The organism is Halobacillus halophilus DSM 2266 (genome assembly GCF_000284515.1).
GTDB classification, from domain to species: Bacteria; Bacillota; Bacilli; order Bacillales; family Halobacillaceae; genus Halobacillus; species Halobacillus halophilus.
The window spans coordinates 192,286-217,172 of record NC_017668.1; the positions used below are offsets into that span (position 1 = coordinate 192,286).

Sequence of the window (24,887 nt, forward strand, 5' to 3'; positions counted from 1 at the left end):
CCACCATTATTGTTTTAATATTTTACTAGTGACGATAAAGGTTACCGGAACGGTGAAAAATACCGCGATCAGCGGCGCAATATTACTGTTTAGACTAAGCAAATCAACCAGAACAAAGACAAGAATGGATGAAACACCCACGTTGACCACTTGAGTTAATGGGAACTGCAGGAATTTTTTGAGTGTAGGTTTTACTTTATAAGTGAAATACGTATTTAGAAAAAAAGAAATAACAAAGCTTATGAGAAAGCCAGTTATGTGAGCTGCCATATAATGAAAATTTAGTAAGTTATGGAGGAATAAGAACACAATGTAATAATTAAGAGTGTTCATTCCCCCAACCAGTATAAAACGTGTAAGTTCATTGTTTAGTGAGTTGATCTTTAGTGTCATGAATATTCGTATCCTTTACAAGATAGTGTGGACGGCGTTTGACTTCATTATAGATACGGCCTATATATTCTCCGACGACCCCAAGACTGAGCAATTGAACGCCGCCAAGGAACAGGATCGCTGAGATGGTGCTGAAATAACCAGGTACCGCAATACCTGTTCTGATAATTTCTATAAAAATAAAGCCGATGTATCCAAGCGATAGTAATAAAGTGAGAAGACCTGCATAAAAGCAAACCCTCAGGGGTTTGGTATTGAAAGAAACAAGGCCGTCAATTGCATAGTTTAACAGTTTAGAAAACGACCACTTTGAATCTCCTTCCTGTCGGCTCACATTTTCATAATTAATTACTTTTTCTTCATATCCGACCCAGGAAAACAGTCCTTTAGAGAAGCGGTTCCCTTCACTCAGTTTTAAAATGTCATTGACGACGGCTCTGCTCAACAGACGAAAATCGCCAATACCATTTTCTAATGTTACATCTACCAGCTGATTGATAACTTTGTAGAAGGTTGAGGACAGGGCTTTTCGAAGAGGAGACTCTCCCGTTCGAGTGCGACGTGCAATTACCTGATCATATCCTTCTTCATATCCTTCAACCATGGCCGGCAGGAGAGAACTCGGGTGCTGAAGGTCTGCATCCAAAATGATAACAGCTTCCCCTTTCGATTTTTCAAGCCCTGCGAGCATAGCTGCCTCTTTCCCGAAGTTACGAGTGAAGGATATATATTTTACTTGATCATGAGCAGAAGCAAGCATCTGAATCGACTCTAACGTATGATCCTGGCTGCCATCATCAATAAAGATGAGTTCATAATCGTAATGGAGCGGTTCCATTTGATTATGTATAGCCTCATAGATCATAGGAATATTTTTCTCTTCGTTAAAAGAAGGCAGAATTAACGATATTAATGATTTATTCATTCTTTCACCTCAAGATTACATGGTCAAGGTTGGAAACCAGACCATGATTATACTTCCTTTTCTTTTTTTCCTCTAACATCTTCCCTTAAATTTGCTTTTTTAAGCGTCTAAAAAGAGGAAAGGTACTTCCCTCCTGATTTTGATTATACGATTCTATTATTCTGAATAATGGGGAATAGGAAAAAGTAATCCGTGAAACTTTACACGAGTTAATACGTAAGTGAATTATAGGTAAGATTGATGAAGGGGCGTGGGGAAATAGATGTTAAAAGTTCTTTCAATAAATTCAAAGTGTTTAAATGATTCACGAACAGTCAGAGTCTATACACCGGATGATTATGGTGAAAAAGATAAAAGCTATCCCGTGGTTTATATGCATGATGGTCAAAACGTTTTTCGCGATCAATCAGCTATAGGGGGCATATCCCTGAACTTAGAACACTTTTTAGATAGAAATAAGCTTGAAGTCATTGTGATTGGAATAGATTCGAAGCCTGGAGAACAGAGGAAAGTCGAATACTGCCCATGGGAAAATGGGAAGTACAGTCGTGACATGATGAAAGATGAAAGTCGAATCGGGGGAGGCGGAAAGCAGTACATAGAATTTGTTGTTCAGGAGTTAAAGCCGTATATTGATGAGAACTACCATACCCAGCCTGATGAATCAGCTATGGCTGGAATTTCACTTGGTGGCTTAATTTCTACTTATGCTATGTGTAAATATCCAAACCTCTTTAAAAGAGTGGCGGCAATATCGTCTGCTTTTTTTCGCAATCAGGAGGAAATGGAACAACTTGCTCATAGCGCTGATTTATCTTCTGTGGAAAGATATTATGTTGATTGCGGAACTCTCGAAGCAGGGAGCGATGAGGAAACTATTAATCAGGGGTTCATAGAATCAAATCAGCGCATGTACGATATAGTAAAGCATAAGATCGAACCTTCTAAATTTAAGATTATTGATGGTGGAGAGCATAACTACACTCATTTCCGCCGCCGAGTTCCAGAATTTTTACCTTTTTTAATAGAGGGATGGAATTGAGAGTAGTAAAAAGGGTAGAGCTTTTTAAAAAGGTAAGAATAGGTCATGCGAGTATGTCTACAGATAAGCTCCCGATTTTGTAAGAAAACCTTTCGGGATAGGCACCACGGAATTAATCCCATCTCCAGAAGTGTACACTTGGGGGCGGGATTTTTTATTGGAATGGCTTAGTTAAACTTCCATGTTGATGTTAAGGAAAAGCTCCCTTTTCTGTAAGACTCAGTTTCGAGATAAATGGGTCCGTTACGTTAGATGGATCCAGTGTTTGTGGGGATCGTAGAAAAAAGTACGGAGAAGGGATGTGAAATGGTGAAAGACTATGTGAAAGATATGAGAAGTCTAATTGGAACCCGCCCCTTTATTATTGCAGGCTCTACGATCTTGCTTCAAAATCCAGAGGGTAAAATATTGTTCCAATTCAGGTCGGATACAAAGGAATGGGGTCTGCCTGGAGGAGCTATGGAGCCAGGCGAAAGTTTCTTTGAAACGGCAGAAAGAGAGCTGCATGAAGAAACAGGACTTGTTGCCTTAAAATACCTGCATCTTGGAACTTTATCTGGAAAGGACCTTTATTTTCAGTATCCAAACGGAGATGAAGTCTACAATATTATCGGTGTGTTCCTTGCTTCTAACATAGATGGGACCTTAAAGATAAATGATGCCGAGAGTTTGAGATTATGCTATTTCTCTTATGAGGATCTCCCTGAAAAAGTAGATGAGCGAGCAAGGTTGATCCTGGAAACATATCGAAGTTCTTTATAAGGATAAGAAAGCAGGTGGGGAATGTTGAATTCCTGGAAAGGAAGCCCAATATATTTGCGTGAAATAGTAGAAGAGGATTGGCAGACTGTTCACTCTTACGCATCCATTCCAGCTGTGAGCCAATACCAGACCTGGGGACCAAATACAGAAGAACAGTCCAGGGAATATGTGAATTAGATCATGAGAGAGGCTTTGCATCAACCGCGAACACGGTATGCATTTGGTATGCTGGATAGAGGGAATTATCAGTTTTTAGGCGTAGGTGAGTTGAATATTAGGAGTGAAGCCAATAAACAGGGAGAAGTCTCCTATATCGTTCATCCTGATTTTTCAGGAAAAGGGCTGGCGACCGAAATGGCCAGTATGCTAATTGAATACGGATTCAATAAACATAAGCTTCACAGGATTTATGCGACCTGCGACGTAAGAAACGTAGCATCCTCCCGTGTTTTAAAAAAAAATGGTATGAAAAAGGAAGGTTGTCTGCACGAAGATTTACTGGTGGACGACCAGTGGCGTGATTCGTATCTATACGCCATCCTGGAGCAGGAATGGCGTCGTTAAAAAACTTTTCGATTCGTGAACGGAGGGGAAAAAATTGAAACGGATTATGGTAATGGGAATTTCTGCAGGAGCAGGAAAATCCACCTTTGCCCGGCATTTGGGAGACCGGTTAAATATAAGTGTTTATCATCTCGATGCTTTCTACTGGAAACCAGGCTGGATCGAAGCAGGCTTGCCAGAATTCAAAAGCAAGCAGAAGGAAGTGGTGGGAAGGGACTCCTGGATTATTGAAGGGAATTATAGTTCGACCTACGACCTGAGAGCTTCCCATGCAGATACGATTATTTACCTGGAGCTGCCGCTTCTTCTTTGTCTCTACCGTGTGTCTAAAAGGTGGTGGATCCATCGCGGAAAAACGCGTGCAGACATGGGGGAAGGGTGTGAAGAGAAACTTGATTTTGAATTTATTAAGTTCATTGTTACCACCTATTATTCTCGGAAGAAAAAAATGAAAAAGAGGCTTGAGGCTTTTCAAAGCATGAGCCCTGATAAAAAGATAATTGCTTTAAAAAGCAGAAAGGAAATCAGAGTTTTCTTAAAGTGCCTCGATTCTGAAGGTTAGTGCAGGACTTTCAAAGAGATGGTATGCGACGCGAATGATAAGGAAAAAATGAATAGAAATTGTCATAAATTCATCAGTTCTATCCTTAGAAGTTTGGAGCAGGATGCATTATAATGAGATTAATGTGTGAATTAATTCACAAATAGCTTCAGTTAGGAGTTTATATAGATGAAACATTTGAGCAAATTAGCCTTTGGTCAAAGAAAAGTGATTCTGACTTTGTTCATCATTTCTCTTATCATTGGTGGAACAATCATAGGACAGGCTTACTTTTTTGTAGCCATTGTGGACCGTATCTTTTTAGATCAGCAATCGTTTCTGGACATTGTTCCTCTGCTCGCTGGACTATTACTTGTTCTGGCTGGACGGGCAGGGTTTACGTGGCTCCATGGTCGTACCGGTGTGAAAATGGCCGCCCGCGCAAAGAGTCATTACCGTCAGGCTATCATACAAAAATTTTCAAGGAATCCTATTCAAGCTTCTTTGAAAGGGCAGTCGGGCCGTAAAGTAAGTGTTCTTATGGATTCAGTAGACGAAATAGACGGCTATTTTAGTAATTACGTACCTCAAATGATTCAGACGGCTGTCATCCCGCTTATGATTCTCATTGTTGTGTTTACGCAGCACATTTATTCCGGACTCATTATGCTTATTACCGCTCCGTTTATTCCTTTTTTTATGGCAATTGTCGGAGTGATGACGAAGAAAAAGTCAGAAGAACAAATGGAGAAACTTTCTGCTTTCTCCGGTAAGTTTCTAGATACACTTCAAGGCTTAACAACGTTAAAGCTATTTGGAAGAGCTCAGAAGCAGAAAGATGAAATAGAAAAGAGCAGCCTCGGCTTTCGTGATGCTACCATGGGCGTTTTGAAGGTAGCCTTCATTTCATCGCTTATGCTTGAGTTTATATCCATGCTCAGTATTGGTCTGATTGCACTGGAAATTGCCATTCGTTTGGTGGTATATGAAAGCATTCCGTTTTTCTCTGCTTTTTTCATTTTGGTATTAGCCCCTGAATTTTACTTAACTCTTAAAGATTTCGGCAGTGCTTTTCATACAGGACGTGGAAGTTCGGGTGCTGCCAATCAGCTGGCAGAGGAGCTGAATGAAACCGAATCTTATGTAGAGTGGGGAGAAGGAAAACTATCTGCAGGGTCTAAGCCTCCATCTTTAGAACTTGATAACGTGCAATTCAGCTATGGAAAAGAAGAGGGGTTATTTGCACTGGAAAATATTCAGGCAACGATTCCCGCTTATTCACAAACTGCGATCGTCGGGAGAAGCGGCTCTGGTAAATCTACATTGCTCCATGTGGTAGCTGGGCTGATCCAGCCTTCAGAAGGGCGAGTGAAAGTAAATGGGGAAGCTCTTTCCTTTTACCAGGAGCACGAATGGTTCAAGGAAGTCAGTTATATTTCGCAGCATCCTTATTTATTCTCGGGAACCATTGCTGAAAATATTGCGATTGGCGGTCGTGGTAGTCACTCAATGAACGACATTAAAGCTGCTGCTCAGAGAGCGGGAATTGCAGAGCTTATTGAATCTCTGGAACGAGGCTATGATACTCCTGTTGGAGAGGCAGGCCGCGGACTTTCAGGTGGTGAAAAACAGAGACTTGCGATAGCGCGAGCTTTTCTAAAACGTCCGTCTGTTATCCTTTTTGATGAGCCCACCACAGGACTAGATTTAAAGACGGAGCGCATCTTGCAGGAATCTATGAAGGATCTCTCTAAAACGTCAACCGTTATTACAGTAGCGCATCGTCTTCATACGATCAAAAACGCTGACCAGATCCTGTTCTTAGATCAAGGGAATCTGGCTGCTTTAGGACCTCACGATGTATTAATGGAGAGTCATCCAGAATATCGGGAAATGGTGCAGCTTCAGCAAGGAGGGACGCCAGCATGAAAGACATAAGCCAAATGATTAAGCTTGTGGCATTGGAGAAAAAAGATGTTTTGTTATCGATTTTGTTTGGTTTTCTAGCTGGAATGTCGGCTGTCGGGCTTTTTGCCTCAAGTGGCTATTTGATTTCGCGAGCCGCTCTTGTCCCGCCGCTATATGCCCTCACGGTCCTGATTGCCTTCTTAAAATTATTCGGGTTTGCAAGGGCTTTGGGACGTTATGCGGAGCGTTACTATTCCCATCGCGCGACTTTCACGATGTTAAGTAATATTCGGGTGGCCTTTTTTGAGAAACTGGAGCCTTATGCTCCGCGTGTTTTTCAAAAATACAGGAGTGGTGATCTGCTGGCTCGGATTGTGGGAGATGTGGAAAGTCTGCAGAACTTTTTCCTCAGGGTCTATTATCCTCCGGTAGTTCTCGTGGTTATCTTTTTAAGCACGATTGTGTTTACATCAATCTTTTCTACATCCATTGCAATCGTACTGCTTCTTGGGCTGGTCCTTACAGGAGTGTTTGTTCCCTATTTATTTTCATTACGGCAGAGAACGATTGAAAATAGAGTAAGGGAATCGCGAGGAGAATTATCGATAGATGTAACGGAATTTCTTTTTGGATTCCGTGATTTGAAAATCTATCAGCAATTGGAGGATAAAGAAGAACGGATGCATGAATCCTCTGCTTCTTATATTAGAGAACAGGAGCGGGAGGGTATGCAGAGAATCTTCAGCCATTCTGTTAATACACTCGTGTCTTTACTAGTCTCATGGGTGGTATTGGGACTGGGTGCTTATTTGGTTGCCAGGGGCGATTTAAATGGCTTGTTTTTAGCGATGCTTGTGATGATTTCGCTGACGGTATTTGAAAATGCTACTCCCATGGCCGTCCTTCCCAGTCACTTAGAAGACAGTAAACGTGCTTCCGGACGACTGTTTTCCATAGGCGATGAAATGATTGAGGATAAAGGCAGGCTGCATCTGGGTGGCGGGGAGTCATACGGATTTGAATTGAGCGGAGTAGATTTTCATTTTCCTGAGGAAGAGCGGCAGACTTTGCAGCAAGTAAATTTGAAAATTCCAGCCGGTTCCAAGACTGCTCTCGTCGGTCCAAGTGGGTCAGGTAAATCAACTTTACTGCAGTTGCTCTTAAAAATTCATACCTCTGATCAAGGGGATATCTGGTTGAATGACCATCCAATGGAGCGCATTGATGAAGAGAGTATTTGGAACAGGAGCAATGTCGTTTTGCAGGAAAATCACTTCTTTTTTGGTACTGTTCGGGAGAACCTGCAATTAGCTAAAGATGACCTTACGGATGAGCAAATGCTGGACGCACTCCGTGACGTAGAGCTTGGGTCTTTCCGGTTGGACTACCCCGTATTTGAAAAGGGAGAAAATCTCTCTGGTGGAGAAAAACAGCGTCTGGCAATTGCGCGGGCGATGCTGAAAGGGGAACAACTCTGGATACTGGATGAACCTACTTCTTCTATAGATGCTCTAACTGAGCGGAAAATTTATGAACGTTTGTTTAATCAGGCGGAAAGGGATACTCTGATCCTGGTTAGTCACCGTCTTACAGGTCTTGAACTCATGGATCAGATTATTGTGATGGATGAAGGTACGATTGTGGAAAAAGGAACTTACCATGAATTGATGCATAAGCAAGGCTACTTCTATGAAATGAAACAAATCGAAAAAACCATCTTCGGATAAAAGCAAGATGAAGCAAAAAAATCCCACCTCAGGTCATCCATTTACTGGATGACCTGAGGTGGTTTAATTTTCCGGAAACCAGGGAGGAGACTTGGAGAGATTCCCTGACTGCCGCTTGGTTCACGATTAATACTAGTACGGATAATATGGATACTGATAGTAAGGATAAGGAGTAAAGTAAGGAAAAAGGGCAAGGGCAGTTAATCCTGCAATGGGTAGTACAGACCGCCGGAAACGACGAGCTCTTCTTCGACCATAACCACCATAACCGAATTGACGATCGTTCGAACTTGAGCTTTTAGCTTCAACTTTTTCATCTACCATAACATCTTCACTGATCAGCATCGTGATCTTATCATTTCTCACATCAATGATAATTCCATCCACTGTGCTCCCGTCCTCAAGCGTAACCATAACGTGGTAATCCTTGTGTTGTTCGCACTGGCTTTCAGTAGGTTTCATGTGAGACGGCTGCTGGTACATATTCCTTTCGTCTGTCACTGTTAATCAACTCCTCACAAAACCATGATATTCACCCATGAAAAATTTGTGACAAACATCCAGCAGCCAGGGTGTTTTTCTATCCATATTTTAGTAAAATGTAGAAAAAGGAAAGGTGAGGTGGAGGCATTGGACAAGAAAGCACCCATAGAACTAGGAAATGATATCTATCTAATTGATGGGTTTGACTTAGGGTTTGAAGGTCGCACGGGTACATATGTCTTACAGGGAGAGAAGCTTACTTTAGTAGAAACAGGTCCCAGCCCTTCTGTGCCAAGAATTCTTGAAGGATTGAAAGATTTATCGCTCGCTGCTGAACAGGTTGAGTATATTATTTTAACTCACATCCATCTGGATCATGCAGGTGGGGCTGGCTTGCTGCTTCAGGAATGCCCGAATGCTAAAGTTATTGTGCACGAAAGGGGAAAGAGGCACTTAGTTGATCCTTCCAAGCTGATTGCGGGCGCCCGGGCTGTATATGGGGATAAATTTGATCAGCTGTTCGATCCCATTCTTCCTGTTCCTGAAGAAAAAATACTTACGAAATCGGATGGAGAGACACTGGATATTGATGAGAACCGCCGCTTAACTTTTTATGATACTCCTGGACACGCGAAGCACCACTTAGGAATCTTTGATTCAGCAAGCCAGGGGATTTTTACCGGAGATACTGCAGGCATCCGCTATCATCAAACTGAGCATACTGGCTTAACTTTTTTTCTGCCTACTACATCACCGAATCAATTCGACCCGGAAGCGATGAAGCAATCGATTGAGCGATTTCGCGCAATGAACCCGAAGCGGCTGTTCTTTGGTCACTTTGGTAAAACTGAAAATCCTGAAGAAGCTTTTGATGAAGTCATTGAATGGATTCCGATTTTTGTGGAGGAAGCGCGTACAGCATGGATCGAGAACGAAGGGATCGCAGGTATTGAAGAGCGTCTCCATAGACGCATTGTGGAATATTTAAATGGAAAAAACATTACGGAAGACCATCCAGTTTTCGAATTACTGCGCTTAGACTTTGAAGTCTGCGCTATGGGACTGGCCGATTACCTTCGTAAGCAGTTATAATGACTATTATAAAACGTTTGATTAGGATAGCTGGCCTTAATGTAGCCAGCCTGTTCTATACTTTTAAAAAAGGATCATCAATTTACTGCTAGATTTGATAAACTATTAGATAGAACATAAATATCAGGAGGTAATGTTATGAGCAAAAGAGAATTTGTGACAGCCATTAATTGCATGGATGGAAGAGTCCAGCTGCCGGTCATCCATTGGATGCAGGAGAAGTACGATGCTGAATACGTAGATATGATTACAGAAGCAGGACCGACTCGTTATTTACTTGAGGGTTCGCCGGACAATTTAGAAGCCATGCAAGCTAAAGTGGGAATTTCCTGTGAAAAACACGGATCTGACATTATTGCAGTGGTCGGTCACCATGACTGTGCAGGTAACCCTGTTCCCAGGGAAGAAAAAGTAAATCAGATTAAGCAATCGGTAGAGCTTGTCCAGTCATGGGGCTATCAGGCAGAGGTTATTGGTCTCTACGTAAATGATCAGTGGGAAGTAGAGTTTATTTTATAGAGACTTAAGTACTTAGTTGTGAAATAAACAGGGGCTTTGAGTGGAAAAAGGAGAGAGTCAGATGGAGCAGGCCAGCTGGTTTGAGATAATAGAAAATGAATGGGATCCTATTTTTTAGAACTGCAAAGGCTCTCTCCAATGATAACTGCCAAATGTTGCCGCTATCTTTGTGAAGATTGCGAGCATAGTTGAAAGTCAAAATAAATGCTGCCTATTCGCAAGTTACAGATAACGGATCACGTCATAGAGCTGCCCGACTTGAAGAAAGAGAGTTGATCTGTCTGGTACCGTTTGAGAGACCCCCTCATCTGTTGTAAAATAACTGATTAGTGAATCTAAGAGGAAACAGGGTGTTAGATGTGACTAGATATATTGTAGTAGGTGCAGGGATTCTTGGTGCTTCAACGGCATATCACTTAGCGAAAACGGGGGCTGAGGTGACTATCATAGACCGAGAGGATCAGGGGCAGGCCACAGAAGCGGCTGCGGGTATTGTTTGCCCGTGGCTTTCCCAGCGTCGAAATAAAAAGTGGTATCAGCTTGTTAGAGGAGGCGCTAATTATTATCCGGACTTAGTGCAATCGCTGCTGGACGATGGAGAAGCAGAAACAGGTTACAAGAGAGTCGGAGCTATCAGTTTGCATACCGATAAAGATAAGCTGGATAAGATGGTAGAAAGAGTATTAAAACGAAGAGATGATGCGCCTGAGATCGGAGAAGTAACCCGGCTTTCCCCTACGGAAACGTACAAGCTTTTCCCGGTATTATCAGAGGAATATGGAGCGGTACACGTAAGTGGAGGAGCACGAGTGGATGGGCGCTTAATGAGAGATGCTCTGCTTAATGCAGCCAAGAAGCATGGGGCTGTCCTTGTTAAAGGAGAAGCTTCTCTTGTATATAAAAAGGAAGATACCAGAGGTGTCCAGGTAGATAGTCAGTTCTATGCTGCTGATCAAGTGATCGTGACAGCAGGAGCCTGGGCGAAAGAATTGTTTACTCCTTTAGGCATTAATTTTAAGGTTACGTTCCAAAAGGCTCAAATTGTCCATATGAAACTAGCGGAGAAAGACACAAGTGAGTGGCCTGTAGTTATGCCTCCCACCAATAAGTATTTGTTAGCTTTCGGCGGAGGTAGAATTATCGCTGGATCCACACATGAAGATGACACGGAATTTGACCATCGGACGACTGCGGGAGCCATTCATGAAATCTTCGACCAAACACTCAGCTACGCTCCAGGCTTATATAACAGTTCCTTTCTTGAGACGCGTGTAGGATTCCGGCCGTTTACGCCTGGATTCCTTCCAGTGTTTGGTTATGTACCAGAGCATCCCGGACTGCTGGCAGCTAACGGTCTCGGGGCCTCTGGATTAACTTCCGGTCCATTTCTCGGCGCTGAACTTGCCAAACTTGCTCTAGGTCAGGAAACAGAGCTTGATCCTGCTGACTATGATCTATCAGAAGCAATAGAAATTATGAACTAGAATGAATGACGATCCTCAGAGTACGCCGTTCACTCTCACTAGAGAGAACGTATATTACAGCTCGACGATAAAAAGACCAAATCACATTGTGATTTGGTCTTTTTATCATGCTAAGCCAAGGCGGTAGGGAGGACCATGTGGATCTCCCTGTTAAACTTCCTATTTTCACCCTTACGACAATAAATGGAAATTTCAATGAATATAGAAAATGTTAGACTGGTTCATGTTTAATAAGGTGCTGATCCTAAGATTTTAGTTCTGGATAATCGCAATACTCAATGATAGTTCCTTCTGTATCGGCTGGGTTTAAATAAATTAAACGCCTTCCATGCTTATTTGTTCGAAGTGACCATTCTAGTGTGCGGATACCTTTGGTTTCAAGTTCTTTCAAAGCTTGATCAAGATCTCCTACATGATAGGCCACATGATGAACGCCTTTCCCTTTCTGCTTAATAAACCTGGCAATAGGAGAAGTTGTATTATTAGTAGGCATGAGAAGTTCAGTCCTGTCACCATCAATATCAATGATGGCAATTTCGCTTTCCACGCCTTCTGCTTCGCTTCGGTAGCGATCGATTAACGTTCCGCCCAATTCATTCGTATGAAATTCGATACTGTCTTCTATATTGCGAACGGCAATGCCGATGTGGTCTAATTTTTTCTTCATTCAAGACCTCCTTCTGGGTACGAATCATTCTACCATACGACCCTTTTCCTGCTGCAAGATCCCAGCCTTCTTATTCCACTAACTGAATTGTACAAGATAGAACCTTTCTGCGACATAGAACAGTAGCAGCAGCTGCTTTATTCGAACGTGGTCCTCTGGCCGTTCCCGTACTTGTCGTTGTGCTGGTTTTAGCTGTACTCTTATTCATTATCTATATTCTGTTTGTTCGCACACTTTTCGACTGTAATTTCGGCCGACCTCACCATAAATAATACCTGTAACTTTTGGAGCGCTCTTTCCGAAGGGGTCCCCTGCATAAAGAAGGCTGACATCCTGCTCGGATATCAGCCTTCCTCTACTATTAACCCAGTTGTTTAACAAGTTCTTTCGCGACAGCCTCAGTAGACTGAGGGTTTTGACCGGTAATCAAGTAACCGTCTACTTCATAATGAGTACTCCAGTTAGGTCCTGAAGAAACTGTGGCTCCTAGTTCATTCAATTTACTTTCCAGTAGGAAAGGCATGTACTGATCAAGAGTTGTTTCAGCTTCTTCGGAGTCCGTGAAGGCACTGACGCGTTTGCCTTTAACCAGTGGTTCTCCATTAGATAAAGTAGCTCCTGTAAGTCCGGCGGGACCGTGACAGACGGCTGCTACATATTTATCAGCTTCGTAGAAGTTACGAAGCAGTTTTTGAAGAGTTTCATTATCAGGAAAATCGAACATAGTTCCATGTCCGCCTGGTAAGAAAACAGCGTCAAATTGTTCAGCTGAGAAATCAGCGATTGGTGCTGTGCTTTCCAGGTGAGGTTTTGTATCTAGAATTTCCTGAGGCTCATCTTCGCTCACACTGTTTGGATCTACAGGGACGACTCCACCGTTAGGGCTTGCTACAGTTACTTCATAACCGTGCTGTTTAAATTCATTGTAAGCCTCTCCGAATTCGGAAAGCCATACGCCTGTAGGTGTCTCATCAGTGATTTTATCATGATTAGTAAGCACCATTAATACTTTCTTAGCCATACAAAAATCCTCCTTTATTATAAGAAACGTTTGTAAAAGTTTTTTTAACGCAGCATCATGCGCTAAAAGAATAGTTCCCAATAAAAATGTGGAATAAACATGGGCAGAACATGGTTGACAAGAAACACATTCCTGCATACGATAGATGTATATATGAATATATGTGCATATAAGGGTGGTGTAAAATCATATGGATAATGAACAGAAGAAAAAAGATCAGAAGGATAATCAAGAAGTAGAGGGGCTGGATGAGGAGACATTGTTCGTCGTCTCCCAAACGTTTAAAGCTTTGTCTGACCCGACTCGTATCCGGATCTTACATCTTCTATGTGAGCAAGAGATGTCCGTTAACCAAATTGCAGATACGTTAGAGTTAAGACAGTCAACCGTTTCACATCAGCTGAGGTTTTTGAAAAATTTGCGTTTAGTTAAATACAGAAGAGCAGGTACAACACTATTTTACTCTCATGATGATGAGCATGTCATCAATGTCCTACAGCAAACGATCAACCACGCTCTGCATCACTAAAGGAGAGAGAAACAATGAAAGAATATAAACTCCAGGGGCTGTCCTGTGCAAATTGTGCAGCCGAAATGGAAAGCGAAATTAAAAAGTTAGACCATGGGGGCGACGCACAGCTGAAATTTAATTCAAGTAAACTTCTCGTCCATGAACAAGTTAATTTAAGCAAGGTGCGTCAAATATTGAAATCAGACGGAGCTTCACTTGTAGAAACGAAGGAGCATGGAGAGAACGGTCACAATCACTCTCACGGTTCCAATATGAAGATGCTGGTTTTTCTTTCAAGCGTAATTTTTGGACTCACGTTTTTATTGCAAAGTCATGTTTCAGGTTATGTGTTAATTATGATGTACGTAGCTGCCATGGCTCTCAGTGGTTATCAGACATTTATTAAAGGAGCCAAAAATTTAGTTAAGTTGAAGTTCAATATTGATACACTGATGACAATTGCACTGATAGGTGCCGTAGCTATTGGAGAATGGCGTGAAGCCACAATTGTAGCGATCCTATTCGGTTTAAATGAATACTTGGAAGGTCTCGGTATGGAAAAAGCAAGGAATTCAATGGAGCAGCTGCTAAAAGTAGCTCCTAAACAGGCCACTCTGATACTTGAGAATGGATCCGAAAGAGTTGTACCGATCGAATCACTGCAAGAGAATGATGTAGTACTCGTAAAAGCTGGTGAAAAGATCCCGTCCGATGGGATCGTGATAGAAGGGTTCAGTTCCGTGAATGAATCGGCTATTACCGGCGAATCACTGCCGGTCGAAAAGGCGTCGGGGGAAAACCTGTATGGAGGCAGCATTAATAACGAAGGACTTCTAAAAGTGAAAATAACCAGAGCTTATGAAGATTCCTCCTTAGCGAAAATATTACATTTAGTTGAAGAAGCACAGGAAATGAAAACACCAACCGAATTGTTTATTAATCGTTTTGCTAAGTACTATACCCCGGCGATCATGCTTATTTCCCTTCTGGTTATGGTCCTTCCGCCTTTGTTATTCAATATGGAATGGGGATCAGCACTTTATCAGGGGCTTGCGGTGTTAATTGTTGGCTGCCCGTGCGCGCTCATTTTATCTTCCCCGATTGCTATCGTGTCCGGAATTACGAAAAACGCCCGCAATGGGATATTGGTTAAAGGCGGCGTATTTTTAGAGCAGCTGGGTAAGGTAGAAAGCATAGCTTTTGATAAAACAGGCACATTGACTAAAGGAGAACCTACCGTTCAGACAGCGAGGGTATATAATGCTGAACTCTTTTATTCAATAGCTGGTTCGATTGAAAAGAATTCATCCCATCCAATTGCCAAAGCAGTAATGGCTGAAGTTAACACGAAGAACTCAGCATTAAAAGAGCCTTCAAAAGTAGAAGCGTTACCAGGGAAGGGGATTTACGCTGAAATTGATCACACCCCTTACTATATGGGCAGCGAACAGACGATTCCTCACTTGAATTTATCCAACGAACAGAAAAAGGATATTGAGTCATTGAAAGAGGCAGGATACACGCTGGTCATTGTTTCAAGTGAAGAGGAGATTCTTGGGATATTCGGGATCGCGGACGAGATAAGAGATGAAAGTAAGTCCCTGATTAAAGACCTTCATTTGGCAGGGATTAAGCATACGATTATGCTTACTGGAGATCATGAAAAAACAGCGGAAAAAGTAGCTGGTGAAATTGGGTTAACCGATGTATATGCTGGTTTGCTTCCAGAGCAGAAAGTAGAACAAGTAAAGAGACTAAGTAAAGGTACCAGGCTTGCTATGGTGGGGGACGGAATTAACGATGCACCCGCTTTGGCTACAGCTGATCTCGGCATTGCTATGGGGAAAGGAACCGATAGTGCGATTGAGACAGCTGATATTGTCCTTATGCAGGACCACCTGGGTAAACTGCCAAGTTCTATAAGAATTGCCAAGCAAGTGAATCGAGTCGTTAAGCTTAACATTACTCTTGCTTTAGGATTGAAGCTTGCCGCGTTACTCCTGACGATTCCAGGGTGGCTCACACTATGGGTAGCTATCTTATCAGATATGGGGGCTACGATTCTTGTTACCCTTATCAGCTTAACAGTCTTAATGAATAAGACAAATAAAACATCATTTGTTAAAGAAGAGGAAAAGGGAGTGCAGCCGCAGTCATAAAGAGAAGTACCATTAAGTTGTTTGATGGACTGGATAGCTGTGCTATGCACTTCTTTTTCCAACTGAGTTAAATCAAGTGAATTTTATAAGCCATAGGACGATGGCGATCATTTCCCCCTTACTGAAAACCTCCGCAGCAAAAAAGCAAATAAGGAAAATAAACCCACCTCAGGTCATCCATAATATGGATGACCTGAGGTGGGTTTATTTGGGAATTACCTGGGCGTTGTGACTGTTTTTCATTTATTAGAAGTCAAAAGCGTTTGGCTGCGTTAAAATAAGGGAAAAGGTTTAATTAATCTAGTATGGGTGCGGGGGTATTGAAGCCCGGAAGATGATGGGTTTATTTCCGTTAATCAAATAGAGAAAACATACATATTTTAACGCGAATCTGACGACGCTAACTATTATATTATGAGTGAGGAAACAACTATGATAATACATTTTGATCAATTCAAACATTTGAATATAAAGCGCATGTACGGTCCTGATTACCAGGAAGTGGTACATCTGGCCTTTCACTCTAAACGAGTAGAGAGGAATTTTGCTTTCTTCAGTATCAAAGGAGAGAGTTTTAATGGAGATCAGTACGTAGCAGAAGCGGTTCAAAATGGCGCATCACTTATTATTGGCGTGAACGAATCGTTATTTCTGGAGCTTAGTCAAACTTACCCTCATTGTACATTTATTGTGGTGGAAGACGTTAGAGAAGCCATGGCTTCTTTTTCAAAATTTTTCTTCGGCCAGTCAGATGAACGTTTAACGACGATTGGGGTAACAGGTACAAATGGCAAGACTACAGTAACGGCCTATGTGCGTTCACTATTAACACTTCTAGGCATGAAAACGGGATCGATTGGAACAACAGGAATTTGGTCGTCGCAAAGAAGATTCGTTTATAAAAAGAGTACTCCTACTACTCCTGAATCTTTAGATTTGCATCATATTTTTCGTGATTTAGTTGAGGAAGGCGACCATGCGGCAGTTATGGAAGTATCATCCATTGCTCTTGATCAACAGCGTGTAGAAGGAATCACGTTTGATGTAGCCATTCACACTAATTTTTCCGAAGAACATCTTGAGTATCATAAAACCATTGATCACTATAGAGAGTGCAAGATGAGGCTTTTCCATCAATCCGTTCATAAAGTGGTTAATATAGATGATGATGGAATGGGAGAAGATCTCTTAAAACTCCAGGATGAAAACATGATTACCTACAGTATTCAATCAAATAGTGAGGCTGACCTTAAAGCAGAAAATATTGAAGTGACAGAAGAAGGATCAATTTTTGATTTATCTTTCAATGGAACTACGAATAAGGTTTATGTACCTGTGTATGGAACCTATAATGTCGCAAATGTACTGTCGGCTATAGGGACATCCCTGCTGCTTGGGTTTACGCTGGGTGAAGTTTTAAACGTTGTTCCAAAGCTTGAGGGACCAGAAGGAAGGTTCCAGGTGATTCAAACTCCGCACAACCAAAAAGTTATTTTGGATTATGCTCATACCCCGGTCGCTCTGGAAAGGTTGTTGGAAGAAGTAAAGAAACTGGACTATCGCCAGTTGATTGTTATGATAGCCGGCATTGGAATTCGTGACTTTAATAAGATGCCCAAAATGGCTGCCGCGATTGAAGGAAAAGCCGATCAAGTGGTTGTAACTGTTGATCATCCAGGTTACCACCATCCCAAGGTTATCATCGACCAGGTAATGACTGGTTTTAAAGAACCTGAAGCTCCTTATATTCATACAGCGCAGACCCGTGCTGAAGGAGTGAAAAGATCTCTGGAACTCGGTAAGGAAAACGACATTATTCTTCTTACCAGCGGCTGTATAAATAATGCCCAGATTGTAAGAGGAGAAGAAATTCCTCATTCTGATGAAGAGATCATTGACAGCTATTATCGTCCTGTTATGTTATAAACAAAGGGAAGGCTGGAGACATTCCGAGCCTTCCCTTTGGGTTAATCAAACGTTTGTTTAACTAGTTGCCGGTAGTTATTAAAAAAAGCCGGAATATCTTCCTCTTTTAATCCGTCAGCCATCATGTCTGATATAGATTGATAATACCACTTCTGGTGTTGATAATCAGCGTTAAAGTTACTCCAAATTTTATCCCCATATACCTCGAGATCCTGAATCAATGATTGAAGATTATCCAATTTGTCGGCGACTATTAATGCTTTAATGTCCATCGAACCTTCTTTAACAGATTGGATCGTGTGGCTTTTACGTTCGTTCCAGGATTTGCTCTTATCTTCTGTGTGAGCAGCTACTAATGCTTTAACCTCTTCTCCAAATTCTTTTTCAATGTCTTGCAGTGTGTAAGGCGTATCTTCTGCTACGTCATGAAGATATCCTGCGCATACTACTTCTGGTCTGAACCCTGCCTTTAGCAATGATTCTGCCACTCGTTCAGGGTGAACGATGTAATCCATATTTGAATTTTTTCGCTTTTGCCCTTTGTGGGCTTCTGCAGCAAAATGTCTCGCTTTCTCAATCATCAGATCGCCTCCTATGTAAGAGCTTCTTGCTTATTATTAAACACCACGTGCAGAACAGTTGCAAATGAGAGCGAGTGTTGCTTAAATAGGACATGGTATTATATAATTAATAGGTTTAATCATTATGCTAAAGGGGAGCAATGGAGATGGAGACATTTGAAGTTACGGCACAGCCGCCGCAAAATTCAGAGCCTGTCGTATTAGTTATCGGTAAAATGGACGGAATGCACCTGGGGCATCAATACCTTCTGAATGAGGCAAAAAAGATAGCTTCCTCTGAGGATCAAATTGCTGTTTATGGATTTTCCGATCATCCTAAATGGGTGTTAAAAGGAGATTCAGAATATGCTTCATCTCTATCTTCTTATCAAGATAAAATAAGGTTGCTTCAGGGGCACGGAGTGGATCGTTACTACCATGTTCATTTCACAAAAGAGTACGCCAAAACCTCTCCGGAAGAATTTGTCTTTGAACATTTAAGTCAATTAAACATCTCGCACATTCTTGTCGGGGAAGGGTTTCGCTTCGGTAAGGGAAGAGGTTCTGACGCACAGGGGCTCGCAGAAATATGTGAGGAAATAAATGTACCGGTAAAAATTGTGCCTCACCTAAAATTAAACGGGGAGAAGATCAGCAGTACAAGAATACGATCTCTCGTTCACGAAGGAAAAATGGAAGCCGTTCAATCCATGCTTGGACGTCCTTTAGAAATTACAGGAGTAGTAGAAAAAGGGGAGCAGCTTGGCCGTGAACTAGGGTTTCCTACCTTGAATTTGGGAGATATTAAGGAATATGTAGAAGTAAAACCGGCTGTCTATCTAGGAGTGGTTAAACTCCACCGGGAAGCTCCCGAACATTATTATACGTTAATTAGTGCCGGTTACCGTCCAACGGTAAATGGTGACTCTTATAAAGTTGAAGCGTATATGCTGGATTTTTCAGGAGATGTGTACGATCAGACTGTATCTGTAAAGTTCCTGCGTCATCTTCGGGATGAGGTGGATTTTAAAGGAATGGATGCACTGGTAGAAGAGATGAAACAGGACGAACGTTATGCACGAGAAATTTTAGGATTATCATCTTAGTCATTACAGAAAGGAGTATTTAACCATGGGGGTAGTAGTAGTCGAAGTTTGTGACGGAAACTTAATAACTGAGCTTGATATTGAAGACATTATTGAGTCCGAATACCCTGAAGTGGCGGTACTCATGAACGAATGCCTTTCCTTCTGCGGCATGTGCGCGGTCAGACCTTATGCGATTGTAAATGGCACGCGTGTTTTCGCTAAAACGTCAGAAGAAGCTTTGGATAAAATCCGTACAAAGATTGAAGAAGAACTTGCTGTGTATGCAGATTAAGGCAGGAGAATAACATGGAGTTTTTTGATTCATTATGGAATAGTGTACGTTTACCTAAGAAGGAAGCGATGTTCCGCCTAAATCGGAAGGGAATTACAAGTACGATCATGTATTTGTTCATTTTGATGACGGTCCTATTTCTTCCGGATATGGTCGGAACGATTATACGTCTTGACTCAAACTTGACCGAAGTGTCCCGCGGCCTCTATCTGGTACAGGTGTTTGTCTTCTATCCAATGCTGATTATATTTTTAATTCTTGTGGGGGTATCTGCTCTTGCAGGTGCGGCTCTCATCATGACGAACCAACTGGATCGTAAACTGACTTATCAGCAGTTGTGGAAGATGACAGCATATGCTGCAACCGTGCCGTTGGTTTTGAGTATCCTTTTAAAAAACACACCCGTTCCCAATGGACTCAGCGCTCTTATATTTTTTTCCTTGTTTATTTATATCATGTTTCGCATGATCATTATATATCCTAAAAAGAAAGCCAAACGTTAACCGTAACGTTTGGTTATTTTATTATTTGGCTCTATTAAACGATATTGTTCATTCTTCATTACAGCCTTACCTTATTCCACAATAGGGCCGGATTGTGGAAGACTCAGTTTCGAGATATTTTTATGAGAAGAAAGGTCCTGCGGGGGATGATTCGCTTTCCGCGGGCATGTGCTGAGCCTCCTCAGTCTTGAACTGCCCCCTTAAAATTGGACACATTCATTAAAATTATCACGCCAATTCTTGAAAGCGGGCTCGATAGGAAATGGGGCTTATTCTGAGCTTCGATTTGATGCGTTTATGATTATAATAATGGATATATTCCTCTAATTCTTGTTTGAAATGGGCCACACTTTCAAATTCTCTTAAATAAAGGAATTCCGATTTCATGATACCGAAAAAGTTCTCCATAACGGCGTTATCATGACAATTCCCTTTTCTGGACATGCTTTGGGTAACTTGATGGTCTTTCAATTTCTTTCGATAGGGAGCCATTTGGTAATGCCATCCCTGGTCGGAGTGCATAACCAGTTCATCCGATGGATGAAGGCGTTCAAATGCTTGGTCTAACATGTTGTTCACCAAGGAATAGGTGGGTCTGGAACCAATTGTGTACGTGATGATTTCTCCATTGAATAGATCTAAGACAGGGGAAAGATAAAGCTTCTCGCCAAATAGCTTGAACTCCGTAATGTCTGTCACCCATTTCTGATTCGGCTGATCCGCCTTGAAATTCCGATTTAAGATGTTTGGAGCCGTTTGACCAACTTTCCCTTTATAAGAACGATATTTCTTCATTTTCACCGTAGACTGAAGCCCCAGTTCTTTCATAAGACGATAGACTTTTTTATGGTTCACTTCATGACCTAGATTACGAAGCTCATTTTCAATGCGGCGATAGCCGTAGCGACCTTTATGTTCTTTAAAAATGGAGGTGATAAGCTCCTTTAATGGTCGGTCCGTTTTTGGCTCGAGTTGCTTTTCTTTCCAATGGTAATAGGTACTTCTAGGGATATCAGCTATTTCCGTCAGCTGTTTAACTGGAAAATGAAACCTTAACTCATCGATTACTTGCGCTTGTTCTTCTTTCGAGATGCTTTCTTTTTTTGAGCTAAGGTCTCTAACTTTTTTAAGTATTCATTTTCCATCCGTAAGCGTTCATTCTCTTTCTTTAAGGCTTCATAAGAATCCATTGAATCTTCTTTCTTCTTATGAGACGTCATCTGTGTTGGCCCCTTCCTTGTAGATTCAAGGGCTTCTTTTCCGCCTTCCAGCCACTTCTTACGCCATCGGCGTACCATGGAGAAATCGGGGATGTGAAACATAGCGGAAGCTTCTCGAATCGAATATTCTTCTTCCTCTATACGTTGAATTACTTTCAGTTTAAAGGCAGCTGAATAGTTTGTATAGGGGAAGTCGAAGGCTTCACTACCATGATATTCGGATAATTTCACCCAATAACGGATGGAAGAACTATCCACTCCCAACTCTTTTTCTAAGTCACGGAAACTGACATTTTCCGTGAGATAACGTTGGACGATCAGGTACTTTTCTTGAGAAGTAAGTTTAGACATATGTTGGGTCCCTCCTAAGTTTCATAAGGTGTCCAACATTTGGGGGTCATTACATCTTCGACTTCCGGGGTCTCACCGATCATGTTTATCCCGCAGGAGTCTTCATCATCCCCCTCCGGACCTGGCCAAATCAGAAGCTCGAAACCACTTTAACTCGTAAGGAATTAGACCAGGTGGTTCTGTACCTATTTTTAAGGGTATAACGATGCACAATAGCCTGTTATAAAATCGTTTAATGCAGATTAAGGAGAAGAACTTTCATCTTCTGGAAGGGTCCGTTCGCAACATTATAGCGGGGTTGGTGGGGAAATGGCGAGACTCCCATGGGAGAAGGGACTAGGTGAGATCCCGCAGGGAGTGAAACGAGCGAGGAAGCTTACCGTTCCCCCATAGGAAAGCGAGTTATTTCCCCACCTGCCCTTGTCCATCTAACGTAAAGGACCCATTTATCTCGAAACTGAGTCTTCAAGTAATGGGAGCTTATCTTCAGGTTGTCACGGGTGGCTTCGCAGGATAATCGTTTTAACATGTTAAATAAAGATTTTTTTTTGAAAGTGTTCAGAAACGATAAACTTGTTGATTTTGCTGAAGGATTTGGATAAACTATCAATAATTTATAACTAAAAAAAGAGGCGGGATTCGATGAATCAAGCGTTAGTTCTACAATCCGATTTTGGCAGAAGTGACGGGGCAGTCAGCGCCATGCACGGGGTTTCCTATTCCGTATCTGAGGGGTTATCAATCTTTGACTTAACGCATGACATCCCTCCTTTCAATATATGGGAAGCTTCCTATAGATTGTGGCAGACAATTGCATACTGGAAGGAAGGCACGGTCTTTGTTTCAGTGGTGGATCCCGGTGTAGGTTCGACGAGAAGGAGTCTCGGAGTAAAAACAGGGGCAGGCCACTTTGTGATTACTCCTGATAACGGAACACTGACCCACATTAAGCGTACAGAAGGTATTGTACAGGCGCGTGAAATTGATGAAACTATTAATCGGCTTCCGAGGTCAGGGGAGTCCTATACGTTTCATGGAAGAGATATTTATGCCTATACAGGAGCACGACTTGCCTCTGGAGTCATTTCGTTTGAAGAAGTAGGTCCTGAAGTACCGTTAAAATCACTGGAGGAACTACCTATTCAGGAACCAAGTATAGGAAGAGATTATGCAGCGGGGAGCATCGACATACTGGACATACGTTTTGGAAACCTGTGGACCAACATCCCCCGTGATTTCTTCAAAAAAATTGGGGTTGGTTATGGAGATACACTGGAAGTAACGATAACTCACGATGACCGGGAAGCTTATCGTAACTCAATGACTTTTGGTCGTTCTTTTGCTGATACTCACAAGGGTGAGCCGTTAGTGTACGTTAATTCACTTGATAACTTAGGTGTAGCCATTAACCAGGGTTCGTTTGCGAACGCTTATAATATTGGAACTGGATCCAGTTGGCAGATTACCTTACTAAAAAGCTGAGCTTCCCGCAGCAGGTTGTAACGTAAATTCATTTGATTCGTCTAATGAAGTAGAGGTGATCAAGCATGAAAATATGGAAGATTTTATTGCTTGCTTTATTGCTAACCGGCTGTGGTGAGAGCACCGAAGAGGAAACTGATCAATCCAAGAAGGAACAGGAAAATAGCACGATGGAGCAGGAAGACCAGGAACCGGATAGTAAAGAAGAAAAAGGTACGGAGGATTCTGCTGATATGAACAAAGAAGAACCTGAGGATAAGGCTGTAGAAAAACAAGTTGAGATTATTGAGGAGCTGGATGCTTTTATTCAGAATGTTCAGCAAGGGACCGTGGATGAGGTACACATTGTGAGACGTACGACAGAAGGAGATCCCATTTTTATTGATCTTTCTTTTAACGGGGAAGATATAAATTATAAACACGATAATCGAAGAGATAAGCTCGGGAATGGGCAAATAACGACAAAGACATGTCAGAGTATCGATAAGGAAGAGCAGGAGGGTACACTCGCTTATCAACTAACTTGTGGTCATGAAAGGTCTGTAGAAATTTATCAAACCGACTATAATGAATATTAAGAGATCTCTCTTTCTTATAAGGTAAGCAGAATAGAAGCATTTGGAAATCCATCTGTGCTACACTGCCTCTGTAAACCTTTAATAAGAAAGGGAGTTTTTTATGAAAACCATGACACTTCATAGCAATGTGGAAATGCCTCAACTAGGATTTGGAGTATGGCAAGTAGAACAGAAAGACGCAGTAGCCGCTGTAACAAAGGCGCTTGAAACAGGATACCGCCATATAGATACGGCTGCTGCTTATAAAAATGAAGAACAGGTTGGCGAAGCTATTAAGCAAAGTGGTTTAGGCCGTGACGAACTATTTATTACGACCAAAGTCTGGAACGCCGACCAAGGATATAACAACACGATTCAAGCGCTTGAGACTAGTCTGGATAAGCTAGGTCTTGAGTATGTAGATCTATATCTAATCCATTGGCCGACTCCTGAATACGATGAATATGTAGAAACTTATAAAGCACTGGAACAGCTGCAGAAGGATGGAAAAGTAAAAGCGATCGGCGTGTGTAACTTTGATATTGACCATCTTGAGCGTCTGATGGAAGAATGTGAAGTAAAACCATCCGTTAACCAGGTCGAATGCCATCCGTATCTTGCTCAGAATGAACTGAAAGATTTCTGCCGCAAAAATGGTATCCATCTGGAAGCGTGGAGTCCACTAATGCAAGGAAAAGAAGTGCTGAAGGACGAAACCATTCAATCAATAGCAGAGCAGCACAATAAAACAGCTGCCCAGGTCATAATCCGCTGGCACTTGCAAAACGAGACCATTGTTATTCCAAAATCAGTCACACCTTCAAGAATCGAAGAAAACTTCAATGTATTCGATTTTGAACTGACGGCAGAGGATATGAACTCCATTAATAAATTAGACCGCGGAGAAAGAAAAGGACCTAAACCTTCTGAGATGAACATCCGATAAAAAGAATGTAGGAAAGAATGAAGCTGCTGGTTTTCCGGCAGCTTTTTTTATACAAGCAGGTGCAGAGGGATAAGTAGAATATTAATACATACATAAAGGCGCATTAGTAGTAGAGTAATCAAATAATTAGTATTATTAAGTATAGTTCATTAGTATTACGTAAA

At 41.8% G+C, this 24,887-nt stretch carries 27 protein-coding genes; 19 read left to right on the plus strand and 8 right to left on the minus strand.

Translation table 11 applies throughout. The features are described 5' to 3' along the window. Window positions 1-6 precede the first annotated feature (6 nt). Window positions 7-393 carry a GtrA family protein gene (locus tag HBHAL_RS01085; RefSeq protein WP_014641475.1) on the minus strand — a complete coding sequence of 129 codons (387 nt, stop codon included), beginning with the start codon at window positions 391-393 and terminating at the stop codon, window positions 7-9. Next, window positions 362-1,318: a glycosyltransferase family 2 protein gene (locus tag HBHAL_RS01090; RefSeq protein WP_014641476.1), complete on the minus strand. Its 957-nt coding sequence runs from the start codon at window positions 1,316-1,318 to the stop codon at window positions 362-364. Before HBHAL_RS01090 ends, HBHAL_RS01085 begins: the two co-directional genes overlap by 32 nt. Before the next feature lie 262 nt (window positions 1,319-1,580). Here HBHAL_RS01090 and HBHAL_RS01095 point away from each other — a divergent pair, with 262 nt between their 5' ends. From HBHAL_RS01095 to cydC, 7 genes are all read left to right on the plus strand, one after another. After that, a complete protein-coding gene (locus HBHAL_RS01095) occupies window positions 1,581-2,360 on the plus strand; it encodes an alpha/beta hydrolase (RefSeq protein WP_014641477.1) in 780 nt (259 codons plus the stop codon). Between the two features lie 306 nt (window positions 2,361-2,666). After that, a complete protein-coding gene (locus HBHAL_RS01100) occupies window positions 2,667-3,122 on the plus strand; it encodes an NUDIX hydrolase (RefSeq protein WP_041601496.1) in 456 nt (151 codons plus the stop codon). Window positions 3,123-3,176: 54 nt separating this feature from the next. Then, on the plus strand, window positions 3,177-3,299 hold the full coding sequence (locus tag HBHAL_RS21900; protein WP_269448419.1) for a hypothetical protein: 123 nt from the start codon (window positions 3,177-3,179) through the stop codon (window positions 3,297-3,299). Window positions 3,300-3,302: 3 nt separating this feature from the next. Further along, window positions 3,303-3,686: a GNAT family N-acetyltransferase gene (locus tag HBHAL_RS01105; RefSeq protein WP_223254245.1), complete on the plus strand. Its 384-nt coding sequence runs from the start codon at window positions 3,303-3,305 to the stop codon at window positions 3,684-3,686. A gap of 34 nt (window positions 3,687-3,720) precedes the next feature. Next, a complete protein-coding gene (locus HBHAL_RS01110; protein ID WP_014641480.1) occupies window positions 3,721-4,248 on the plus strand; it encodes a P-loop NTPase family protein in 528 nt (175 codons plus the stop codon). Window positions 4,249-4,416: 168 nt separating this feature from the next. Further along, window positions 4,417-6,156 (plus strand): thiol reductant ABC exporter subunit CydD, encoded by a 1,740-nt coding sequence (gene cydD / locus HBHAL_RS01115; protein WP_014641481.1) that lies wholly within the window; start codon window positions 4,417-4,419, stop codon window positions 6,154-6,156. Continuing rightward, the gene (gene cydC, locus HBHAL_RS01120) at window positions 6,153-7,862 is read left to right on the plus strand and encodes a thiol reductant ABC exporter subunit CydC (protein WP_014641482.1); all 1,710 of its coding nucleotides are present in this window, start codon (window positions 6,153-6,155) and stop codon (window positions 7,860-7,862) included. The genes cydD and cydC overlap by 4 nt, the downstream gene beginning before the upstream one ends. A 132-nt stretch (window positions 7,863-7,994) precedes the next feature. On the opposite strand, the gene HBHAL_RS01125 is transcribed toward cydC, so the two are convergent. Then, entirely contained in the window at window positions 7,995-8,363 is a 369-nt protein-coding gene (locus tag HBHAL_RS01125) for a hypothetical protein (RefSeq protein ID WP_014641483.1), read from the minus strand. Window positions 8,364-8,492: 129 nt separating this feature from the next. Here HBHAL_RS01125 and HBHAL_RS01130 point away from each other — a divergent pair, with 129 nt between their 5' ends. From HBHAL_RS01130 to HBHAL_RS01140, 3 genes are all read left to right on the plus strand, one after another. Further along, window positions 8,493-9,437, plus strand: a complete 945-nt coding sequence (locus HBHAL_RS01130; RefSeq protein WP_014641484.1) for an MBL fold metallo-hydrolase — start codon at window positions 8,493-8,495, stop codon at window positions 9,435-9,437. 138 nt (window positions 9,438-9,575) lie between these two features. Further along, window positions 9,576-9,956: a carbonic anhydrase gene (locus HBHAL_RS01135; protein ID WP_014641485.1), complete on the plus strand. Its 381-nt coding sequence runs from the start codon at window positions 9,576-9,578 to the stop codon at window positions 9,954-9,956. Between the two features lie 359 nt (window positions 9,957-10,315). Further along, window positions 10,316-11,440, plus strand: coding sequence for an NAD(P)/FAD-dependent oxidoreductase (locus HBHAL_RS01140; protein ID WP_087946119.1), 1,125 nt, complete (start codon window positions 10,316-10,318; stop codon window positions 11,438-11,440). A gap of 244 nt (window positions 11,441-11,684) precedes the next feature. Here HBHAL_RS01140 and HBHAL_RS01145 read toward each other — a convergent pair whose 3' ends face one another. From HBHAL_RS01145 to HBHAL_RS01150, 3 genes are all read right to left on the minus strand, one after another. Continuing rightward, the gene (locus HBHAL_RS01145) at window positions 11,685-12,107 is read right to left on the minus strand and encodes a VOC family protein (protein WP_014641487.1); all 423 of its coding nucleotides are present in this window, start codon (window positions 12,105-12,107) and stop codon (window positions 11,685-11,687) included. 70 nt (window positions 12,108-12,177) lie between these two features. Beyond that, complete coding sequence (locus tag HBHAL_RS21285) at window positions 12,178-12,315, minus strand: hypothetical protein (RefSeq protein WP_158512331.1); 138 nt, start codon at window positions 12,313-12,315, stop codon at window positions 12,178-12,180. A 153-nt stretch (window positions 12,316-12,468) separates the two neighbouring features. Then, complete coding sequence (locus HBHAL_RS01150) at window positions 12,469-13,128, minus strand: type 1 glutamine amidotransferase domain-containing protein (protein WP_014641488.1); 660 nt, start codon at window positions 13,126-13,128, stop codon at window positions 12,469-12,471. Between the two features lie 190 nt (window positions 13,129-13,318). On the opposite strand from HBHAL_RS01150, the gene HBHAL_RS01155 reads away from it, so the two are divergent. The 3 genes from HBHAL_RS01155 (at window position 13,319) to HBHAL_RS01165 (ending at window position 17,724) form a co-directional block, all read left to right on the plus strand. Next, a complete protein-coding gene (locus HBHAL_RS01155; RefSeq protein WP_014641489.1) occupies window positions 13,319-13,657 on the plus strand; it encodes an ArsR/SmtB family transcription factor in 339 nt (112 codons plus the stop codon). A 14-nt stretch (window positions 13,658-13,671) separates the two neighbouring features. Beyond that, complete coding sequence (locus tag HBHAL_RS01160) at window positions 13,672-15,798, plus strand: heavy metal translocating P-type ATPase (protein ID WP_014641490.1); 2,127 nt, start codon at window positions 13,672-13,674, stop codon at window positions 15,796-15,798. Between the two features lie 432 nt (window positions 15,799-16,230). Further along, complete coding sequence (locus tag HBHAL_RS01165; protein WP_014641491.1) at window positions 16,231-17,724, plus strand: UDP-N-acetylmuramoyl-L-alanyl-D-glutamate--2,6-diaminopimelate ligase; 1,494 nt, start codon at window positions 16,231-16,233, stop codon at window positions 17,722-17,724. A gap of 41 nt (window positions 17,725-17,765) precedes the next feature. Here HBHAL_RS01165 and HBHAL_RS01170 read toward each other — a convergent pair whose 3' ends face one another. Continuing rightward, a complete protein-coding gene (locus HBHAL_RS01170) occupies window positions 17,766-18,305 on the minus strand; it encodes an HD domain-containing protein (RefSeq protein WP_014641492.1) in 540 nt (179 codons plus the stop codon). 146 nt (window positions 18,306-18,451) lie between these two features. On the opposite strand from HBHAL_RS01170, the gene ribF reads away from it, so the two are divergent. The 3 genes from ribF to HBHAL_RS01185 are packed head-to-tail and all read left to right on the plus strand — an operon-like array spanning window position 18,452 to window position 20,167. Next, on the plus strand, window positions 18,452-19,390 hold the full coding sequence (gene ribF, locus HBHAL_RS01175; protein WP_041601135.1) for a riboflavin biosynthesis protein RibF: 939 nt from the start codon (window positions 18,452-18,454) through the stop codon (window positions 19,388-19,390). A gap of 25 nt (window positions 19,391-19,415) precedes the next feature. After that, window positions 19,416-19,664 carry a YuzB family protein gene (locus tag HBHAL_RS01180; RefSeq protein WP_014641494.1) on the plus strand — a complete coding sequence of 83 codons (249 nt, stop codon included), beginning with the start codon at window positions 19,416-19,418 and terminating at the stop codon, window positions 19,662-19,664. Window positions 19,665-19,678: 14 nt separating this feature from the next. Continuing rightward, window positions 19,679-20,167, plus strand: coding sequence for a DUF1189 family protein (locus tag HBHAL_RS01185; protein ID WP_014641495.1), 489 nt, complete (start codon window positions 19,679-19,681; stop codon window positions 20,165-20,167). Window positions 20,168-20,395: 228 nt separating this feature from the next. Here HBHAL_RS01185 and HBHAL_RS20655 read toward each other — a convergent pair. Then, window positions 20,396-21,738 (minus strand): IS3-like element ISHaha3 family transposase gene (locus HBHAL_RS20655; RefSeq protein WP_087946020.1). Its coding sequence is split into 2 segments (ribosomal slippage): window positions 20,396-21,297 and window positions 21,297-21,738, totalling 1,344 coding nucleotides; the frame shifts between segments, so codons are not numbered across the junction. A gap of 642 nt (window positions 21,739-22,380) precedes the next feature. Between HBHAL_RS20655 and HBHAL_RS01200 the strand changes: the two genes are divergently transcribed. The 3 genes from HBHAL_RS01200 to HBHAL_RS01210 all read left to right on the plus strand — a co-directional run bounded on the left by HBHAL_RS01200 (window position 22,381) and on the right by HBHAL_RS01210 (window position 24,723). Further along, window positions 22,381-23,220, plus strand: coding sequence for an SAM hydrolase/SAM-dependent halogenase family protein (locus tag HBHAL_RS01200; protein ID WP_014641497.1), 840 nt, complete (start codon window positions 22,381-22,383; stop codon window positions 23,218-23,220). Between the two features lie 65 nt (window positions 23,221-23,285). Then, window positions 23,286-23,798, plus strand: a complete 513-nt coding sequence (locus tag HBHAL_RS20305) for a DUF4362 domain-containing protein (protein ID WP_014641498.1) — start codon at window positions 23,286-23,288, stop codon at window positions 23,796-23,798. A gap of 100 nt (window positions 23,799-23,898) precedes the next feature. Continuing rightward, window positions 23,899-24,723 (plus strand): aldo/keto reductase, encoded by an 825-nt coding sequence (locus HBHAL_RS01210; protein WP_014641499.1) that lies wholly within the window; start codon window positions 23,899-23,901, stop codon window positions 24,721-24,723. Window positions 24,724-24,887: the final 164 nt, after the last annotated feature.

Bases quoted from the DNA above. Each gene is read 5' to 3' on its own strand.
- cydD (WP_014641481.1), top strand. From the start codon at position 4,417: ATGAAACATTTGAGCAAATTAGCCTTTGGTCAAAGAAAAGTGATTCTG.
- HBHAL_RS01165 (WP_014641491.1), top strand. From the start codon at position 16,231: ATGATAATACATTTTGATCAATTCAAACATTTGAATATAAAGCGCATG.
- HBHAL_RS01185 (WP_014641495.1), top strand. From the start codon at position 19,679: ATGGAGTTTTTTGATTCATTATGGAATAGTGTACGTTTACCTAAGAAG.
- HBHAL_RS01100 (WP_041601496.1), top strand. From the start codon at position 2,667: ATGGTGAAAGACTATGTGAAAGATATGAGAAGTCTAATTGGAACCCGC.
- HBHAL_RS01170 (WP_014641492.1), bottom strand. From the start codon at position 18,305: ATGATTGAGAAAGCGAGACATTTTGCTGCAGAAGCCCACAAAGGGCAA.
- HBHAL_RS01155 (WP_014641489.1), top strand. From the start codon at position 13,319: ATGGATAATGAACAGAAGAAAAAAGATCAGAAGGATAATCAAGAAGTA.
- cydC (WP_014641482.1), top strand. From the start codon at position 6,153: ATGAAAGACATAAGCCAAATGATTAAGCTTGTGGCATTGGAGAAAAAA.
- HBHAL_RS01135 (WP_014641485.1), top strand. From the start codon at position 9,576: ATGAGCAAAAGAGAATTTGTGACAGCCATTAATTGCATGGATGGAAGA.
- HBHAL_RS01180 (WP_014641494.1), top strand. From the start codon at position 19,416: ATGGGGGTAGTAGTAGTCGAAGTTTGTGACGGAAACTTAATAACTGAG.
- HBHAL_RS01085 (WP_014641475.1), bottom strand. From the start codon at position 393: ATGACACTAAAGATCAACTCACTAAACAATGAACTTACACGTTTTATA.
- HBHAL_RS01145 (WP_014641487.1), bottom strand. From the start codon at position 12,107: ATGAAGAAAAAATTAGACCACATCGGCATTGCCGTTCGCAATATAGAA.
- HBHAL_RS01210 (WP_014641499.1), top strand. From the start codon at position 23,899: ATGAAAACCATGACACTTCATAGCAATGTGGAAATGCCTCAACTAGGA.
- HBHAL_RS01150 (WP_014641488.1), bottom strand. From the start codon at position 13,128: ATGGCTAAGAAAGTATTAATGGTGCTTACTAATCATGATAAAATCACT.
- HBHAL_RS01105 (WP_223254245.1), top strand. From the start codon at position 3,303: ATGAGAGAGGCTTTGCATCAACCGCGAACACGGTATGCATTTGGTATG.
- HBHAL_RS01095 (WP_014641477.1), top strand. From the start codon at position 1,581: ATGTTAAAAGTTCTTTCAATAAATTCAAAGTGTTTAAATGATTCACGA.
- HBHAL_RS21285 (WP_158512331.1), bottom strand. From the start codon at position 12,315: ATGAATAAGAGTACAGCTAAAACCAGCACAACGACAAGTACGGGAACG.
- HBHAL_RS01200 (WP_014641497.1), top strand. From the start codon at position 22,381: ATGAATCAAGCGTTAGTTCTACAATCCGATTTTGGCAGAAGTGACGGG.
- HBHAL_RS20305 (WP_014641498.1), top strand. From the start codon at position 23,286: ATGAAAATATGGAAGATTTTATTGCTTGCTTTATTGCTAACCGGCTGT.
- HBHAL_RS01160 (WP_014641490.1), top strand. From the start codon at position 13,672: ATGAAAGAATATAAACTCCAGGGGCTGTCCTGTGCAAATTGTGCAGCC.
- ribF (WP_041601135.1), top strand. From the start codon at position 18,452: ATGGAGACATTTGAAGTTACGGCACAGCCGCCGCAAAATTCAGAGCCT.
- HBHAL_RS01090 (WP_014641476.1), bottom strand. From the start codon at position 1,318: ATGAATAAATCATTAATATCGTTAATTCTGCCTTCTTTTAACGAAGAG.